19 protein-coding genes and 1 pseudogene are annotated in these 17,623 nt (G+C 36.8%); 16 read left to right on the forward strand and 4 right to left on the reverse strand.

Annotated elements, in window-relative coordinates; genetic code table 11:
• Positions 1 to 18 precede the first annotated feature (18 nt).
• Complete coding sequence (locus tag D1B32_RS11295; protein ID WP_118889374.1) at positions 19 to 1,455, forward strand: glycoside hydrolase family 1 protein; 1,437 nt, start codon at positions 19 to 21, stop codon at positions 1,453 to 1,455.
• Between the two features lie 308 nt (positions 1,456 to 1,763).
• Positions 1,764 to 1,955, forward strand: coding sequence for a hypothetical protein (locus D1B32_RS11300; protein WP_118889375.1), 192 nt, complete (start codon positions 1,764 to 1,766; stop codon positions 1,953 to 1,955).
• On the opposite strand, the gene D1B32_RS11305 is transcribed toward D1B32_RS11300, so the two are convergent.
• On the reverse strand, positions 1,956 to 2,729 hold the full coding sequence (locus D1B32_RS11305) for a DeoR/GlpR family DNA-binding transcription regulator (protein WP_158586242.1): 774 nt from the start codon (positions 2,727 to 2,729) through the stop codon (positions 1,956 to 1,958).
• A 235-nt stretch (positions 2,730 to 2,964) separates the two neighbouring features.
• Between D1B32_RS11305 and D1B32_RS11310 the strand changes: the two genes are divergently transcribed.
• The 8 genes from D1B32_RS11310 (at position 2,965) to D1B32_RS24140 (ending at position 9,693) form a co-directional block, all read left to right on the forward strand.
• Positions 2,965 to 4,098 (forward strand): phosphonoacetaldehyde reductase, encoded by a 1,134-nt coding sequence (locus D1B32_RS11310; protein ID WP_118889377.1) that lies wholly within the window; start codon positions 2,965 to 2,967, stop codon positions 4,096 to 4,098.
• Between the two features lie 18 nt (positions 4,099 to 4,116).
• The gene (locus tag D1B32_RS11315; RefSeq protein WP_118889378.1) at positions 4,117 to 5,148 is read left to right on the forward strand and encodes a PhnD/SsuA/transferrin family substrate-binding protein; all 1,032 of its coding nucleotides are present in this window, start codon (positions 4,117 to 4,119) and stop codon (positions 5,146 to 5,148) included.
• Positions 5,149 to 5,230: 82 nt separating this feature from the next.
• Complete coding sequence (gene phnC / locus D1B32_RS11320; RefSeq protein WP_118889379.1) at positions 5,231 to 5,995, forward strand: phosphonate ABC transporter ATP-binding protein; 765 nt, start codon at positions 5,231 to 5,233, stop codon at positions 5,993 to 5,995.
• A gap of 12 nt (positions 5,996 to 6,007) precedes the next feature.
• On the forward strand, positions 6,008 to 6,793 hold the full coding sequence (gene phnE, locus D1B32_RS11325) for a phosphonate ABC transporter, permease protein PhnE (protein WP_118889380.1): 786 nt from the start codon (positions 6,008 to 6,010) through the stop codon (positions 6,791 to 6,793).
• A complete protein-coding gene (locus D1B32_RS11330) occupies positions 6,793 to 7,635 on the forward strand; it encodes an ABC transporter permease subunit (RefSeq protein ID WP_118889381.1) in 843 nt (280 codons plus the stop codon). The genes phnE and D1B32_RS11330 overlap by 1 nt, the downstream gene beginning before the upstream one ends.
• 28 nt (positions 7,636 to 7,663) lie before the next feature.
• Positions 7,664 to 8,758, forward strand: coding sequence for a 2-aminoethylphosphonate--pyruvate transaminase (locus tag D1B32_RS11335; RefSeq protein ID WP_118889382.1), 1,095 nt, complete (start codon positions 7,664 to 7,666; stop codon positions 8,756 to 8,758).
• Positions 8,755 to 9,549, forward strand: a complete 795-nt coding sequence (gene phnX / locus D1B32_RS11340; protein ID WP_118889383.1) for a phosphonoacetaldehyde hydrolase — start codon at positions 8,755 to 8,757, stop codon at positions 9,547 to 9,549. The genes D1B32_RS11335 and phnX overlap by 4 nt, the downstream gene beginning before the upstream one ends.
• A 6-nt stretch (positions 9,550 to 9,555) precedes the next feature.
• Positions 9,556 to 9,693, forward strand: coding sequence for a hypothetical protein (locus D1B32_RS24140; RefSeq protein ID WP_205126981.1), 138 nt, complete (start codon positions 9,556 to 9,558; stop codon positions 9,691 to 9,693).
• Positions 9,694 to 9,769: 76 nt separating this feature from the next.
• On the opposite strand, the gene D1B32_RS11345 is transcribed toward D1B32_RS24140, so the two are convergent.
• Positions 9,770 to 10,480, reverse strand: a complete 711-nt coding sequence (locus D1B32_RS11345) for an L-2-amino-thiazoline-4-carboxylic acid hydrolase (RefSeq protein ID WP_240033774.1) — start codon at positions 10,478 to 10,480, stop codon at positions 9,770 to 9,772.
• A gap of 111 nt (positions 10,481 to 10,591) precedes the next feature.
• Here D1B32_RS11345 and D1B32_RS11350 point away from each other — a divergent pair, with 111 nt between their 5' ends.
• Complete coding sequence (locus D1B32_RS11350; protein ID WP_118889384.1) at positions 10,592 to 12,055, forward strand: sodium/proline symporter; 1,464 nt, start codon at positions 10,592 to 10,594, stop codon at positions 12,053 to 12,055.
• Positions 12,056 to 12,275: 220 nt separating this feature from the next.
• Positions 12,276 to 13,760, forward strand: a complete 1,485-nt coding sequence (locus D1B32_RS11355; RefSeq protein ID WP_118889385.1) for a hypothetical protein — start codon at positions 12,276 to 12,278, stop codon at positions 13,758 to 13,760.
• Positions 13,761 to 13,919: 159 nt separating this feature from the next.
• Here D1B32_RS11355 and D1B32_RS11360 read toward each other — a convergent pair.
• A pseudogene (locus D1B32_RS11360) lies at positions 13,920 to 14,194 on the reverse strand (aldo/keto reductase); the annotation flags it as partial.
• A 195-nt stretch (positions 14,195 to 14,389) separates the two neighbouring features.
• Between D1B32_RS11360 and D1B32_RS24250 the strand changes: the two are divergent.
• The 3 genes from D1B32_RS24250 (at position 14,390) to D1B32_RS11370 (ending at position 15,979) form a co-directional block, all read left to right on the forward strand.
• The gene (locus D1B32_RS24250) at positions 14,390 to 14,554 is read left to right on the forward strand and encodes a hypothetical protein (RefSeq protein WP_240033775.1); all 165 of its coding nucleotides are present in this window, start codon (positions 14,390 to 14,392) and stop codon (positions 14,552 to 14,554) included.
• Positions 14,529 to 15,383, forward strand: a complete 855-nt coding sequence (locus D1B32_RS11365; RefSeq protein ID WP_240033776.1) for a metallophosphoesterase — start codon at positions 14,529 to 14,531, stop codon at positions 15,381 to 15,383. The genes D1B32_RS24250 and D1B32_RS11365 overlap by 26 nt, the downstream gene beginning before the upstream one ends.
• A gap of 221 nt (positions 15,384 to 15,604) precedes the next feature.
• On the forward strand, positions 15,605 to 15,979 hold the full coding sequence (locus D1B32_RS11370; RefSeq protein ID WP_147379898.1) for a hypothetical protein: 375 nt from the start codon (positions 15,605 to 15,607) through the stop codon (positions 15,977 to 15,979).
• A 220-nt stretch (positions 15,980 to 16,199) separates the two neighbouring features.
• Here the strand turns inward: D1B32_RS11370 and D1B32_RS11375 are convergent, their stop codons facing one another.
• Complete coding sequence (locus tag D1B32_RS11375; protein ID WP_118889387.1) at positions 16,200 to 16,439, reverse strand: hypothetical protein; 240 nt, start codon at positions 16,437 to 16,439, stop codon at positions 16,200 to 16,202.
• Positions 16,440 to 17,020: 581 nt separating this feature from the next.
• On the opposite strand from D1B32_RS11375, the gene D1B32_RS11380 reads away from it, so the two are divergent.
• The gene (locus D1B32_RS11380) at positions 17,021 to 17,566 is read left to right on the forward strand and encodes a hypothetical protein (RefSeq protein WP_118889388.1); all 546 of its coding nucleotides are present in this window, start codon (positions 17,021 to 17,023) and stop codon (positions 17,564 to 17,566) included.
• Positions 17,567 to 17,623: the final 57 nt, after the last annotated feature.

The raw sequence follows: 17,623 nt of genomic DNA on the forward strand, positions 1-17,623 counted from the left end.
TACATAGGAGGGAATAAGATGATACACAAAAAGTTAGAACCTTTTCCAAGTAAATTCATGTGGGGATCTGCTTCTGCTGCCTATCAAGTAGAAGGTGCATGGGACGAGGATGGGAAGGGACCTTCCAACTGGGATCAATTTGTCCGGATTCCGGGTAAAACCTTTAAAGGCACGACTGGTGATACCGCGGTCGATCATTACCATCGATATAAAGAAGATGTTCGTCTTATGGCCGAAATGGGCTTGCAAACGTATCGGTTTTCTGTTGCATGGTCCCGTATTTTTCCTGAGGGGAAAGGGGAAGTAAATGAAAAAGGCATCCAATTTTACAGTGATTTAATCGATGAACTAATTAAGAACAAAATTGAACCGATTCTAACCATCTATCATTGGGATTTACCACAGGCGCTTCAAGACGAATACGGTGGTTGGGAATCCCGTGAGATTGTCCAAGATTTTACCAATTATTCGGTTACTTTATTCAAGCATTTCGGCGACCGTGTTAAATATTGGGTGAGCTTGAATGAGCAAAACATTTTCACTAGTTTTGGATACAGAACGGCCCTTCATCCACCGGGAGTAAAGGATGAAAAGCTTTTTTATCAAGTCAACCATCATGCAAATCTCGCAAATGCAAGTGCAATCAAAGAGTTCCGTAAATATGTACCGGATGGAAAGATAGGTCCAAGCTTTGCGTATTCACCTTCTTATGCAGCATCCTCTAAGCCGGAGGATATTCTTTCCGCGGAGAATGCGGAAGAGTTAAATGCGCATTGGTGGCTGGACATCTATGCATGGGGGACGTATCCTCAGGTAGCTTGGAAATATCTAGAAAGAAAAGGCTTGGCTCCAACAGTCGAAAGCGGTGACGCTGCATTATTACAAGAAGGACAACCCGATTTTATGGGACTGAACTATTATCAAACCACTACATTTGAGAAGAACCCGTTAGACGGTGTGTCTGAAGGGAAAATGAATACATCCGGAAAGAAAGGTACGACACAAGATACGGGTGTACCAGGTCTTTATAAAACTGTTAAAAATGAACATCTCGAAAGAACAAATTGGGATTGGAACATTGATCCGACGGGTTTGCGAATCGCCCTGCGCCGCATCACAAATCGATATCAATTACCGATTTTAATCAGCGAAAACGGCTTAGGAGAATATGATAAGCTCGAGGAAGGCGATGTCGTTAATGATGATTACCGTATTCATTATCTTCACGTTCATTTGAAAGCGATACAAGAGGCTATTAGCGATGGAGCAGACATACTCGGCTACTGTACATGGTCGTTTACAGACCTGCTAAGCTGGCTGAACGGTTTTCAAAAACGCTACGGATTTGTCTATGTAAATCAACATGAAGAAGGTAACCATGATCTTCGCCGTATCAAAAAGAAAAGTTATGATTGGTATAAAGAAGTCATTGAAACGAATGGAAGCAAACTGTAATTGCATCTAATAAATACAGGGGGCAGGCCTATTACGCTACTTTAAACTAGGGGAGCGGGTGGGCTGCCCTTCTGATTCTATTGTTACCATGTAAACACAACATATTTTTACTTATGTTGTGTTTTGTTAGCTAGCATAGTTTTAGTAGGGTGATAGAAGTTAGCATTAATTTTTCAAAATTAGAAGTAACGCCGAAAAGTTTCATTTTATAATTCCGTGGTATTTATCCTATACTAGAATCAGACTTTTTGTTTGAATGTGGAATAATTAACATAGATTAACGGTATTCGTAAAGGAGAGTAGCTTGGATGGGAAAAAGAAACAAACATACAGCTTTCATGGATTCAACATTCATAAAAACATTAATCCAAGCATTTGAAATTAAAAGAACCCCCTTGCCGTGGAACAAAGCGATTCTCGCTGGGGTCAGCGCAGCATTTCCGGCGGGAATTGGGTTGATGCTTGGTGACTTGCAATCCGGTCTTGCAGCTGGCTTTTGATTAGTTTGGAGAAAGAATCCGAATAGCTTGTTTACTATATTCCTCCGCGATGTCAGATGGAAGTGAGCTATCCGTAACAATTAGATCAATATCCTTTAGTGGACATACATTGATGTAAGAAGATGTCTCAAACTTGGATGAATCAGCAACGACTACTTTATGTTTTGAACGTGAGATAAGGGATTGAATAACGCCTACTTCATGCATTCTAAAATCGGTTAAACCATGTTCAAGTGATAATCCGTTTACCGTAAGAAAAGCAATATCAATATTAAAATTAGATAGAATTTCTTCGCATTGTTTTCCATATAACGTGTATTCCTCTGGATTAAAAAAGCCGCCGGTGAGGATAACATTGAAGTTTTTATTTTCTCCAAGAATCGATAGAATCCGAAGATCATTTGTAATAATCGTTAATCGCTTAAACTTGTTAACAAGTACTTTCGCAATTTCGATCGTCGTTGTCCCGCCGTTCAGGGCAATTGCCTGCCCTTCTTCAATTAATTCAATCGCTACTGTGGCAGCTTCTTGTTTTTTTTCTCGATTTTTGACTTCTCTCTCATTAAAAAGTCTGTTTAATGCATTATCACTTTTTTGAGTTAATACAGCCCCGCCATGTACTCGTTTTACGACTCCTTTTTTCTCAAGAACCTCTAAATCCCTCCGTACAGTATCAATAGAGATATCTAATAAAGTAGCAAGCTCTGAAGCTTTTACAGCTTTTTGCTGCTTTAAAAAGGATTCAATCATTTGATGTCTTTGCTCCTGTAACATCATCCAGCTCTCCCATCATCCTTTATATTCCATGTATATAAATCATAACACATATTATAAAAAAGCAAAATAAAGCAAAAAATAGCATTTTGTAAAGTAAATATTGCGCGCATTTTATGTAAAAAGCGTAAATGTTATGTAAATAAACTGTAAAACCACTTGAAAAACAGCAAAATACCGATTAATCTTGCACTGTACCGCAAAAGAAAATACGACAAAGAGAGGAAATAGCATAATGGGAAACTATTACAATCCTGTCAACATTAAAATAGATACCATGGATGTCATGGAAGAGGTACTCCATACAATCGAACCTCAAATCAGCAAGATTGTCCTTTTACATCGGGGAGGCGACTTTTCAGAATCTGCTGCTGGACGTAATCTCTATAAATACCTTGAGAATTATGAAGTAAAACAGATAGAAGTGAACATATCCAATCCGGATGTGGAAGACTTGTTTCATTACTATAAGCAAATTGCAAACGTTGATTATCAATGCATCGTAGGAATTGGAGGAGGCAGTGTTCTGGATCTCTCGAAATCATTAGCTGCATTAAAGGATTTGAAAATCGAGTCTGTCTCTGCATTACGTACCATGATCGAACAAAAGCAATATGCAGAAAATCAAAACATCGTACCTTGGATTGGCATTCCTACAACATCAGGTACTGGTTCTGAGGTTACTTGCTGGGCAACGATTTGGGATTGCGCTAACGGAGTAAAAATGTCGGTTGATAGTGAACGCTTATATGCATATGCAGCCATCATTGATCCGACGCTTACTGGATCGTTACCAAAAGGATTAACGGCATCAACTGCTTTAGATGCATTATGCCATGCGACGGAAGCTTATTGGTCAAAAAGCTCCAATGAAATTTCAAGAATCTATTCATTAGAAGCGATCAAACGTATTGTTAACAACTTTGAAAAGGTATTAAATCAGCCCGATGAATTTACCTATAGAAATGAAATAGCTTTGGGTAGCTTGTACGCAGGATTGGCATTTAGTAACACCCGGACGACTGCCTGTCACTCGATATCCTATCCTCTGACAATGGAACTAGGAATGGTCCATGGGATAGCAGCAAGTATTACATTGGCTAACGTAATGAAAATCAATTTTGACTCGATTATGGAGAACGATAAGTTGTTACAAGCATTTGGGGTAAGCAGCTGCAGTGAAGTTCAAGGTCTTATCGAGCATTTCCTTCAGCTGGCAGGTTCCTCAAGCAAGCTCAGAGATTACAATGCGAATGAAGAAATAATCGAGAAAGTTGCTGCAAAAGCCTTTACAAAAGGAAGAATGGATAATAATCCCGTTGCTTTAACTCAGGAAGATGTCAAACAAATTCTACGATCTATTTATTAAGGATAAGGAGTGAAATATATGAAAACAAAACTTTTATTGATAATGATCGCCGTGTTCGCTGTTTTGTTAACGGCATGTGGTGACGGTAATAGTGGTAGTGCAACAGCAGATGATGTGATTAAAATTGTTTGGTATCCGAACGAGTCTGGTAATGATTTGAAATCATCTCGTGATGAAATTGGAAGACTTATTTCAGAGGCTACAGGTAAAGAGGTAGAGCATCAATTAACAACGGACTACTCGATTGCGATTGAAACGTTAGTCAACAACAATGCGGACCTTGCATTCATGGGTTCACAAGGATATGTAGAAGCGAATAACGGAAATGATGCGGTTCAAACGCTAGCCGTAAAATCGGGTGAATCGGGAACATTGGACGATGCTAAATACTATAGCTGGTTAGCGGTGAATGTGGACGAGCAAGACAAGTTTAAAGAAAACGGGGAATTCTCCCTTGATACGATTGCAGATACAAGATTTTCATTTGTATCCAATAGTTCAACATCAGGGTTTAAAGTTCCATCATCCAGTATTATTGAACATTTCTCGCAACAAGAAGCATATGCAGATTTAACGGAAGAGGATTTAATGGGGAGCGGGCCATTGTTCTCCCAAGTATTATTTGGCAACTCTCACCAAGGTTCTGCAGTCAATTTGTTATCGGGAAATGCAGATGTTGCAGCATTCTGTGATACTTGCGTGGAAGAATATGTGGAGCTTGCTGAAGGAGAAGAAAATACGGTTGGTGCTGTTTATCGCGTGAAAGAAAATGCAGCGGAACCTTTCAATGCAGTTACAGGCAAAGAATTTACATTAATGAGCTCTGACCCAGTATTAAATGAACCATTTGTTGTGAATATGGATGTCATCGGACAAGCGGATTTTGATAAAATTCAAGAATTATTAACTTCAGATAAAGTAGCAAATAATGAAAAAATCTTTGCCCCTGAAGATTCAGAACAGAGCGCTTTATTCTCTAAAAGTGACAAAGAAAGACTATTGCCAGTGGAAGATGAATGGTATGATCCAATTCGCGAAATTTCGAAATAATAGTAGAGGGAAATGAAACCAGGAAGCGTGTACTTACGATGCGTAATCTTACTCAATATGCTCTAAAAAGGAGTCAATACACATGTCATTGTTAAAAGTAGAAGGATTAGAGAAATCATATACAGCCGACAAACAAATATTAAAGAATATTCATTTTGAAATAAACGCAGGAGAACTAGTTTCTGTCATTGGTCCCTCTGGTGCTGGTAAATCTACCTTGCTGCGTTGCATTAATCGAATGGTTGAATTTAATGAAGGAAAGATTATGTTTAACAATCATGATGTTGGAAATTTAAATAAAAAAGAATTACGAAATTTGCGAGCGAATATTGGGATGGTGTTTCAGCACTATAATCTTGTGCCTCGTTTGACCGTGATTGAGAATGTACTGCATGGCCGATTTGGTTATAAAACAACACTGCAGGGACTGTTAGGAAGATATACAGAAGCAGAAAAAGAACGTGCCTTTTACCTGTTGGAGAAACTAGGAATTCATGAACACGCATATAAGCGATGTGACCAATTAAGTGGTGGTCAACAGCAACGTGTAGGGATATGCAGAGCGCTTATTCAAGAACCAAAACTTATCTTATGTGATGAACCGATTGCTTCACTGGATCCGAATTCATCTAAGGTTATCATGGATCTTTTAAAATCAATCAGTACGGAAATGGGCATTACATGTTTGGTGAATTTACATCAAGTGGATGTGGCGCAACATTATTCAGACCGTATTATCGGTTTAAATAAAGGTGAAATTGTATTTACTGGAACAAGTCATGAACTTTATGAAGAGCAAATTAACAAAATTTACGGATCCAAAACGGAAGATTTAATAACAGCGTAAGGAGAGATGACTGTGAATGAAAAAAAGATGCGAAAAAACAGATGGCAGACAGTAATCTTTCTTCTCATCATCATCGTTCTAACCTATTTATCAGCAGCTATTACATCATTTAACTTTGTAGATGGGTTAGCGACAATCCCTAAAGCTATCGGCTGGATGTTTTCGAATCTAATGGTGACGCAGGAAACGCTCGATAAATTGCCAACCATCTTGGAAAAACTAGCTGAAACTACCTTTATGTCGATAGCGGCAACAACGATAGCAGCTGTTGTTTCTCTTTTCTTAGGGGTATTCGGTTCAAAAGTGACAAAAGTAAATAATTTTCTAAGTGTATTTGCCCGTTTTATTGCTTCCGTATCAAGAAATATCCCAGTTGTTGCGTGGGCGTTGGTTTTGCTTATTTCTTTTGGACAAAATTCCGTAACAGGCTTTCTCGCTCTATTTGTTGGAACGGTAGGGTTTTTAACAAGGGCATTTATTGAATCGATTGATGAAGCGAGCCAAAGTTCTGTTGAAGCATTGACTGCAACAGGTTCTACTTATTTCCAAATCGTGGGTAAGGCTGTTATTCCACAATGTTTGCCACAGATGATCAGCTGGGTGTTGTTTATGGTGGAAACCAACATTCGAAATGCTACATTGGTAGGAATCTTAACAGGAACAGGAATTGGATATACCTTTGATATGTATTATAAGATGTTAAATTATAATGTCGTAGCGCTTGTGACATTATGTATTGTCATAACCGTTATTGTTGTCGACCTTATGTCAAATTATGTGCGGAAGGTGATTCTATAATGGAAGCAACCTATATAAAGCGAAAGAAAGACGGCCGTATTCATATAAAATCGGGTAATAAAGGTGATCGAGTCTTAAGGAGCACATTGGGTGTTCTAACCCTCTTGACATTTGTTGCCTTTCTATTCTTTAACTATGCAGGACTGGAATTAGGATCAGCGATTACAGAAACAGCGTATAACTTGAAAGTGATGTTTCTGGAGCCGGCATTAAGTCATTTCAGTTTAGGAGAAGCCATTTATCAAGTTGGGGTAACGCTTAGTCTAGCATTCTTAGCTACGGTTATTGGCGCCATTATTGCCTTTTTCCTTTCTTTAATGGCTGCAACCAATTTAGCCCCTTTAGGCTTAGCAAGAATTGTTCGCGTATTTGTTGCATTTATTCGGGCTGTTCCAACCGTATTATGGGTGTTGATCTTTGCGATTGCCGCTGGGTTGGGAAGTGAGGCGGCGGTTCTTGGTATGTTATTTCATTCGATTGCATATTTAGTTAAAGCATTTTCGGAAGCATTTGAAGAAGTCGATAAGGGAATCTTGGAAGCAGTGCGATCAACTGGCGGGAACTGGTGGCATGTCGTAAAAAGTGGTGTATTACCGTCTACCTTTACCTATTTATTATCGTGGGTTTTCTTACGGTTTGAAATCAACTTTGGTGTAGCAGTGGCAATGGGAGCGGCTGCTGGTGCAGGCGGAATTGGATTTGATTTATTTATGGCTTCCAGCTTCTACTTTGATATGCGGGAGGTCGGCTTTATTACCTACGCCATTCTAGTTGTTGCCATTCTATTAGAGGTAGTTTCAACTCGTTTGAAAAAACGTTTCTTTCCAGCAACTTCTGATTAAATGATAGATGAAGGAGGATATAGAAAACATGAATTCTTACAAGCTTTTAACGCCAGGTCCATTAACAACAACAGCTACAGTGAAAGAGGAAATGCTCTTTGATCGCTGTACATGGGATCAAGATTATAAGAATATTACCCAAAAAATAAGAACGCAGCTTCTTGAACTCGCAGGGGTGACCGCTGATGAATATACAACGGTATTAATGCAAGGAAGTGGTACTTTCACAGTTGAATCGGTGATGACAACTTCATTGAAAAAGCAGGATAAAGCATTAATCATAACGAATGGTGCTTATGGAGAGCGTATTGTCAAAATAGCTGATTCTATTGGTCTGCAATACCAGCAATATAGTGTTGCATACAATGCATATCCAGATGAAGCTGAACTAAGATGTATTTTAGAAGAGGACCAGCAGATTACACATATTGTCATGGTTCATTGTGAAACAACAACAGGAATACTAAATCCAATTGAGATGGTCTCTGATCTTGCTAAAGCATATGAGAAAACACTTATTATCGATGCGATGAGCAGTTTTGCTGGAGTGGAAATGGATGTCCGTGCTCTCGGTATTGATTATTTAATTAGCAGTGCCAATAAATGTATTCAGGGTGTTCCTGGGTTTGGCTTTGTCATTGCGAAGCTGGATAAGCTTCAAGCGTGTGAAGGGAATGCCCGCAGTTTATCATTAGATTTATATGACCAATGGAAGGAAATGGACAAGGACGGAAAATGGCGCTACACATCGCCAACCCATGTTGTAGCAGCATTTTCTAAAGCAATTGATGAATTAATAGAAGAAGGAGGGATTCCAGCAAGATTTCAACGTTATCAGCATAATAATCAACTACTACGGGAGAAATTAGCGAAGGTTGGATTCCAGACGTATATAACGGAGGAAAAGCAATCACCAATCATTACAACGTTTCTTTTCCCGCATGACAGCTTTCAGTTTGAGGACTTTTATTTCTATGTGAAAGAGAGAGGATTTGTGCTTTATCCAGGAAAGCTGACAGAAGTCAATACATTTCGAATTGGGAACATTGGAGAAATCCATGAGGAAGATATCGAAACATTATGCAGTGTAATCGAAGAATATATGGGAGTGGTGGTAAAATGAAAAAGGTTGAAGGCGTAATATTTGATTGGGCAGGAACAACAGTTGATTTTGGATGTTTTGCACCGGTAAATGCATTTGTTAATATTTTTAAAAACGCAGGGATAGACGTGACAATAGAAGAAGCAAGAGAACCGATGGGACTGCTTAAGATTGATCATATTCGTGCGATGCTGGAGATGCCGAGAATCTCCGGTTTATGGGAAACGAAATATGGAAGAGCGTTTAATGAACAAGATGTAGAGAATCTGTTTCAGGCATTTGAATCTTCCCTAATGGAAACATTAGCAACGTATACCGATCCGAAGCCAGAGGTTCTTGAGACTGTGGAAAGCTTAAAAAGCCAAGGGCTGAAAATTGGTTCCACTTCCGGCTACACGCAAAAGATGATGGATGTTGTTGTTCCAGAAGCAGCGAAAAAAGGCTATAGTCCAGATTTTTATATCACACCTGATGGAACAGACTCATTAGGCAGACCGTACCCTTATATGATTTACCGCAACATGGAAGCATTGAAATTATCAGCAGCTCGCAACGTCGTAAAAGTAGGGGATACCATCCCAGACTTTGCAGAGGCGAACAGTGCGGGTGTTTGGGCTGTAGGTGTTATTATTGGCAGCTCTGAAATGGGTCTAAGCGAAGCTGAATTCGATGCGCTGTCTGAAGTGGAGCAAGAAGAAATTATCGCTAAAACAGAACAAACTTTTAAACAAAATGGTGCAGATTATACAATCAAGTCAATGGGCGAGCTGCCTGGAGTAATTGAGCAAATTAATCAGCTTATTTTAGAGTAAGCGGGTTTGGATTTGGGGTCAGTCTTCATCGTTTTGATAGACCTATTGGATGTTTTTGATGACTTGTATGAAAATGAGGATCTGCAACAGATATTGCGAAAGCTTCCGTTTGTTTATGATGAGATGATTGTTAGTTTAGAATAAGAGATAATGAATAAAAATCAAAGACTAACTTAAAATGAGAGAGGCCGTCATGTTATTTAGAACGGCCTCCTTTTGATTAATCATTGTATTTATTGTCTTCCAATTTAAAGCGGAAATGACAATGTCCATCTTTTAATACATATTTATCATGTTCAACTTTAAATTCGGGATTGTAACCTCTGGCTACAGCGGGATCAATCATTTCGCAATATAAAATTCCATATTCATGCATCTCATCATCTGCCCATTGCTGACCAAACGGACATACTGTAAAGTTTTGCTCGATTTCTCCTTCTTTATATTCGGTTGTATAAGTGAATAGTTCACTTCTACCCATATCGTAGTTCGTTAAGTAGTTTTCTCTCGTATTCTTTTCTCCATTTACTCGTGCGCGCTGCGCTATTCCAAGACCGCGCTCCTCGCCAAAAGTACGGACACCTTCACGAATTGCATCTTTTCCTTTGTCGCCGAATTGATCAACAACAGCTTTCGAAATTTGAGCAAACAGTTTAGCCATCAAAGCATAGATGGTTAGATCTCCATATTTCTTCTCTGCTTGGTGATTCCTTGGGATGTAGCTATATAATCGATGAATTTCTCCATCCTTGGTAGCTTGCAGGGCAATTTCCTCTGCATCTTTATATCCAAACTTTTCAACACCTTGCTGAAGCAAAACTTTTCCATCTTCTCCAAACGCAGTAATAACAGACTTCTCTAAATGTGTAAAAAGTTTGGCAGTAATGGTGTCCATCGACAATGGTGGTATATGAATCTTTGTTTCGCCCAAAACAATACACTTCCTTTATGTTAATAGTTTGACAATATTAGTAATTATATTATACTAAGTCTATTATAAATGTAAATCTATTAGTTTACTAGGAATTAGAGGGAAGAAATCATGAGTTTAACACCAGAAAGTATTATTATCTACATAGAAATAGCTATTTATCTACTTATTGTATTAGGAATTGGTGTTTATTTTAGTCGAAAAGAAATGAAATCATCGGATTACTTTCTAGGTGGAGAAAAGATACCTGGATGGGTGTTAGCCTTCTCTGAAAGGGCGACGGCAGAATCTGCTTATATGTTCCTAGGTGCGGTTGGTTTTATTTATCTAGCTGGTTTATCTGGTATTTGGCTACTTTCTGGAATGTTTGTCGGAATTATATTTTCATGGGTTTTCTTAGCTAAGAAATTTTTTCAAGAGAGAAAAAAATATAATGTATTCACACTGCCAGATTATTTTGCAGTAAAATATCCAAAGCATGGTACAATCATTCGCCTGTTGTCTGCAATTATTATGGGGGCATTTTCTCTATTTTATATCGCTGGTCAGTTTTCCGGAACAGGAAAAACATTATATTCGATTTCTGGAATCGATATTACCATAGGGACAATCGTCGTCGCTGCCATTGTTATTGCATATTCATGCATGGGTGGATTTTTGTCTGTTGTGTGGACAGATGCAGTTCAAAGTGCGCTAATGGTGCTTGCATTTATTATTGTGCCAATCGCAGCTTTCATAGAAATACAGCAAAGCGATTTATCCATAAGCGCGTCACTAGCTTCCATGGGTAATGGAGGAGATCAATGGTTTGGTGGTCTTTCTGGTCTGGTCCTTGGAGCAATGTTATTAACGAACTTTTCTTGGTTCTTTGGTTTTCTCGGTGGTCAACCACAATTGAGTACGCGTTTTATGGCAATTAAGAATGAGAAAGAACTTAAAACTGCGAGATGGGTTGCAATATTATGGACGATTGTTGTGTATATCGGTGCCTTTTTGGTGGGGATTTTTGGATCTGTTCTTTATAAATCGGATACGATAACAGATGCGGAAATGGTTTTACCTTACATGGTTTCTGAGTTATTACCACCTTGGATAGCAGGAATCATCATTGCGGCTATTTTATCAGCAATTATGTCAACGGCTTCCTCTCAACTATTAGTTGTAATGACATCTGTTAGTGAAGATATTATTCACAAGACAATGGGAATCAAAGCAGGAGAACGTAACATTTTAAGAATAACAAGGATTACAGGGATTGTCAGTGGGATCCTTGGAATCATTATTTCATTGTTATCGGAATCATTCGTCGGTGGAGTCGTCGGCTTCGCTTGGGCAGGAATAGGAAATACATTCTCTGTCGTCGTACTATTAACATTCTTTTGGAAAAAAACATCTGGAATTGGTGTAATCGCAACGATTATAACAGGATTTTTCAGTGCGATTATTTGGACGTTATCTCCACTGGAGGCGATTGTATCGGCTAGGGCTGGAACGTTTTTTGTATGTTTAGTTGTTGGGATTGTTTTTAGCTTGTTGTATCAGGATGATAGAGAAGAGGTAGGAGCGACAGCTTAACAGGATGACTGTATTTCATTTATGGGATGTTTGTGATAGTCAAATATATTAGTATCTCTCATTTATCATACGTTGACCCTTGTTATAAGTAAATCAGGTTTATCAAAAAACTACCTAAAACCTTATTTAAAAACGTTTTAGGTGTTTTTGGTATGATAAAATCAAATAAATACAGATAGATCGAGATACATAATGAAATAAAAAGGATGATAGATTGTATATGGCTGATTATAAAAAAATTATGGAAGAAATAAACAGCTATACCGATATAGCTGAAGTAATTAGATTTGCTAAGATACATTATAGAAAATTAAATAGGATAGAAAGAGCCCAAATTTTTAATCAAGTTATACAAGATAGACAAAAAGATTCAGAAGAATTTAATTTTTCTTTAAGGTTATCCGTAGAGTTAAGTTCTATGTTTATTTTGTATAAGACTAATATTATGACTTTTGGTAAGTGTAAATTTGATTTAGCTGCGGAAAAAGAAATATTTATAATTATAATAGAGAAAATATATCATTTAGAGTCAAAGAAAGTAATTAATAATGGACTTGAAAGAAATGATTTTAGAAGATATTTTAATTACAAATATGATTATCCTTCTATTCATGCATATGAATATTTTAAGTTGTTCCAGTATTTTGATGAATTATCTGAAGATATATACGGTTTATCTGTAAATAGAAATTTTTATAATTTGCTGATCCTATTAGCATCGACCAATAATCTGTATATTAAAAATAAAATTTTGAAAGAAGAATTTAGAAAACACAAGAATTTTGATAACTTATTTATAGATAGTAATGAAATTAATGAAAAAATGTTTATTAAAGTTAATTTAAGAACCGTCTTTAAAGGAAAACTAGGAATAAAGTTTTCTGATGGTTTATATGTACCGCGAACACATCATTTATTCGAAAATATTTTAAGAGGAATTCTAGAAAATGAAAAATCTAATGACAAAAAAGGTGATGTTTTAGAGACATATTCAAAAGATATTATTGGAAATTTTTTTGAAGATATATATCATACCTTATATGACAATAAGGGAAATGAACAAGATTTAATTATAACATTTGAAGATATAATTTTATTCATAGAATGTAAGTCTCAAAATTTTAAAAGTATTTTTATAGGAAAAGATGCAACATCAACAATAGAAAAGCACTTTAAAGATGTTATTGTGAAAGCATGCAAGCAATGTCAAAGAGGAAAAGATTATTTATTAAATAATAATAATGTTATTTATTATAACTCTAACAATAAAAAGGAGAGAAAAGAAGTATTAAAGATTAGTAAAACAAAAAATAAAAAAATTTATAAAATAGTAGTTGTGCTAGACGAATATTTAGATTTAGCAGAGTTATCTAATAGATATTTAGAGGAAAAGTATAAAGATACATGGGTAGTTAATATTTTTGCATTGCAAAAAATCTTGTGGATTTCCACTAGAATCAATGGAATAAATACTTTTTTTGAGTACTTAGATTATAGAACACAAAATTATTTAGCTATAGAATCATTGCATTCTGATGAATTAGCGCAGTTTGGGTATTGGATTTCTCCTAATTATCATTTATACCCACGAGTAGTTTCTAATCTTAATATAGTTGTAGGTAACAGATTTTCTAATGTATTTGAGGAATATGATTCTTATTTTTTTAAAGAATTAGAACAAGAGTTAAGAGTAATAAATGAATAAGTGTTGACAGCTAAGTACAATCTTTAAAGAGAATAATGTAGCGATTACTTAGATATTTTGCGGGGGACCTTATCATAAATAGATGAGCTTAGAGTTCCATAAACCTAAAAAAGATGATTATAGAGTGCATCTTTTTAGATTCATTGGATAGGCAATTAATTAAAAGTCAATATTATCAGGATCTGGTCCCACCCCTAAATTTTGGTTCAAGCTGTCAATACGTTCTATGTCCTCATCCAAAAGCTCAAAATCGAAAACATTTGAATTATCCAGGATCCGTTGTTCTTTAGTTGATTTAGGAATGGTGACAACACCATTTTGCAAACCCCATCTTAATATGATAGAGGCACTGTTTTTTTGTATTTATTAGCCAAGTCAACTAGAGTAGGGGGATCTAGTAGTTGGCCTTGCATTAATGGTGACCACGCTTCTAAATTATATAAGCAGTTAACATGGTATGAGTTCAGTTTTTAATTGGGCTCATACCATTTAATTTATGCTTTATGCGCTTATGGAAATAGATACTCCATTTTACATGATCTTAACCTAGTGTTAATCATAGATTTACTCCCTTGCTTTATAATTTAATAGAGTCTCTAATATTATCAAAATTTGATTGGAGATAGAAAATGAGAAAGAATTTGTTGAAGCAGTGCTTTTCACTGGCGATGGCTGCCGCTTTTATTGCAATGCCTGTTACGGCTGATGCGGCAAAGCTCAAGGAAGGCGAGACATTTGAACTTACCATTCTACAGACGAATGACTTTCATGGTCATCATCACCACACTGGATGATGGAACCGTTCACCACAATTCGATTGCAAAGTATGCCACCATCATTGAGGATGTACGTAATAAAGAGGAGAATGTGCTTCTCGTCGATGGCGGAGATGTGTTCCTGCGTGGCGAGTTCCAGGCGGGGCAAGGAGAGTTGGAGACGTCTCTTTTGAAAGAGTTGGACTATGATGCCATGGTTCTCGGAAATAACGACTTCCGCGTTTACCCTGCCGGAGAGGGTACACCGGACAGCCGTTATGAACAGTTAAAGGACTACCACCGCAACGTGAATTTCCAATTCCTTACGGGGAATGTCATTCACAGGGATACCGGAAAATACCTTCAGAATGTCAAGCCTTGGAAGAATTTCACTTTTGCTGGCGTTAAAGTTGGTATGATCGGCCTTACCTCGATGAAGCCGGAAATTCGCGGTTGGAATGACGTTGTAGACCTTGAATTTATCGAACCGGTCAAAGCGTTGAATGCATTGCTTCCTAAGGTGAGTGAGAAGTCGGACATTAACATTGTTCTTTCGCATGCTGGAAACGAAGAAGATCACAAATTGGCTCAGGTTCCTGGAGTTTCAGCAGTAATCGGAGCAGATACACATAAGGTTATCGAAACGCCAGAATACGAATTCAATGGAGAGTTAATGGTGCCAATTACTCAAGCGGGTGGAGAACAAGAACATTATTTGGGTCGCCTAGACCTAGTTTATGAAGTCGTTGACGGTAAAATGAAGTTGGTAGAATCCGATGGTTTCCTCTACGATGTTACAAATGTTCCGGCAGATCCGGAGATACAGGCGATTATAGACGATTATCATGCAGAGATGAGGGTGCAATAATCAATATAGTTTCATAATGCGTTAGTTTTGACAAAGCGAGATCCTTCGCTTTGTCTTTTTCTTCTATATATATATCAGTTTTATGGGAAGAGAAGTTTGGAAGAGTGTATAATGAACAAGATGTAGAGGATTTATATGCTAATTTTGATAAAGTAAAGGTTGTTTTGAAATATTGCATGCCTATACTTAGGTTATGCATTGTAAAAAATGGAGGTAATGAAATGAAGGATAGTCAAAAAGAACTGGATTTTTTACAAGAGGTAGCGAAAAGAATTTCAGAAAGAACAAAACAGAATTCGTCAATTTCGCCCGAGGATGTTTTTGATCTACTCAAAGATACACTAGAAGAAACGACGACAGATAGTATCATTGAAATGCCCATTTTTATGCCTGTTATTATTGAGAAGGAAGATGACTTTTTTACTGCCAGAAGCTATGGATACCGTATATGCAAAGGGTTTGGGCGGAACGAAGAAGATGCCGTAGAGAAGTTAAAAGAAGAAATTAATGCATACAACCAATCTTGTATAAATTCTGAGAAGAAATTGAAAATCGAAGAAATGGTTAATAATATTTTTCCGAAAAATCGCCTTTAAACTCAAAGAATTTAAAGCACTTGAAATTGAAAAAAATGAGAGAATTAGCGACTGAGCGGGGTATGAAGCAATATGAATAAGTATGTAGCGTTGCGAACTAAATAACACGATCTTGAAAAAGAGTAAATCGTGGATAGATAATTCTATAAAAATTATAACTTATTAATAAGATGAAAAAGAAGAGGGAGGGGTATAGCCCCAATTATACAAACATCCCCCATTAGAATAGGGGGCCCAATTCTTCATCCAAAAGAGCAACATCATAAATACCCTTCGTTATCCCTTCATTCATGGATAATAGGTAATCCTTTAATCCTTTATCCTTTAGATTGGGGACATTTTTCCAACTGTATTCCCTTCGTTGCCCATTGTAGAGCACGATTAAACTAATATCGCCTTTATGTTTCCTTGTTGCAACAAGCTTGTACATTTCTCCATGTGGTGGTATTTGCCATTTCATAAAAGCACCTTTTCCGTTTTTAACTTAATTGTAACAATATTTTTTAAAATTATAAAATGATTTATGCATACAGTTAATACCAGTCGAATAAGTCGATACGTAACAGTTAAATTTGAAATAACGTCTTCGTATGGGTAACGTAGCGATCCAGATTTTAATGGTTGTTTGAAGTTTATAAAAAAGTTTAGGATAGCGAATAGATACTTTACTTCATAATTAGGGACTTTACCACTTATTTACCCCCTGTTATTATAGGAAGCAGTCATAAATACCTTCAATTGCGAAATTATGGCTACTTGAACTGTATATTTAATTCCTTAAGATCATACAAATTTCTGATTCTGATTTGCCCTATAATAAAATAAATGAAATTTTTGAGAGTAAAAAAGGAAATATTGTTAAATTTAATAGGAATGTGTGATTTCAGAGGTGCTTATATATAGTTTATATATAGGAGTTAAAAAATATTTAAGATAGGTCGCTATGAGTGACCTTTTTGGATAATAATCATTGTATAAAGTGCTATTCCCTAGGGATTAGCACTTTATTTTTTTACAAAAATTTCTGAAGGAGTGTTAGTTATGTGCCAACTAAGAAGAATATTTATAGAAAGACTTCTAGATAAAAGTAAAGCTGACGAATTTAATCAAGCAATGGCTGAGTGGATATGTATAGGGAGAATTAAAAGTTATGAGGTGAATTTTAGTTGGAACTGTGAGTTGTGTGGTGCAGCAATATATGAAAGTAATTACGTGGTTTATAACGTCAAGACGAAAGAAGAAGCAAAAATTGGATCTGAATGTGTAAAGAGGTTCATACCCAGTCAGAAAATGTATGCGTATAGCAAACCGACCTATGTCCGTAAAATCAAAAGGAAGCATAAAAGAAATCAATTAAAAGTAGAGTTGCATGATGTATATCATCTCATTTGCAATCAAGGAATCCCAGATGAAGAGGACTTTGAAGATTTCCGAAATGTATTATTACAATTACTAGGGTCTTACAAAAGGGTTTACTTACTTGAAACCAAAGAAGGCTGTATAAAGATTCTCACGGGTGTTTTTGTCAATAGGAAATTGAGCCAGAGCGATCACTTAAAAAGTGAGCCACTTTATATAAATTGTTAGGTGTTAGGAGGTTCTTGCCAGTAGGGAAAGAACCTCCTAACACCTTGCGCTGCACTT

The sequence above is a fragment of the Oceanobacillus profundus genome, from assembly GCF_003515705.1.
GTDB lineage: Bacteria > Bacillota > Bacilli > Bacillales > Amphibacillaceae > Oceanobacillus > Oceanobacillus profundus.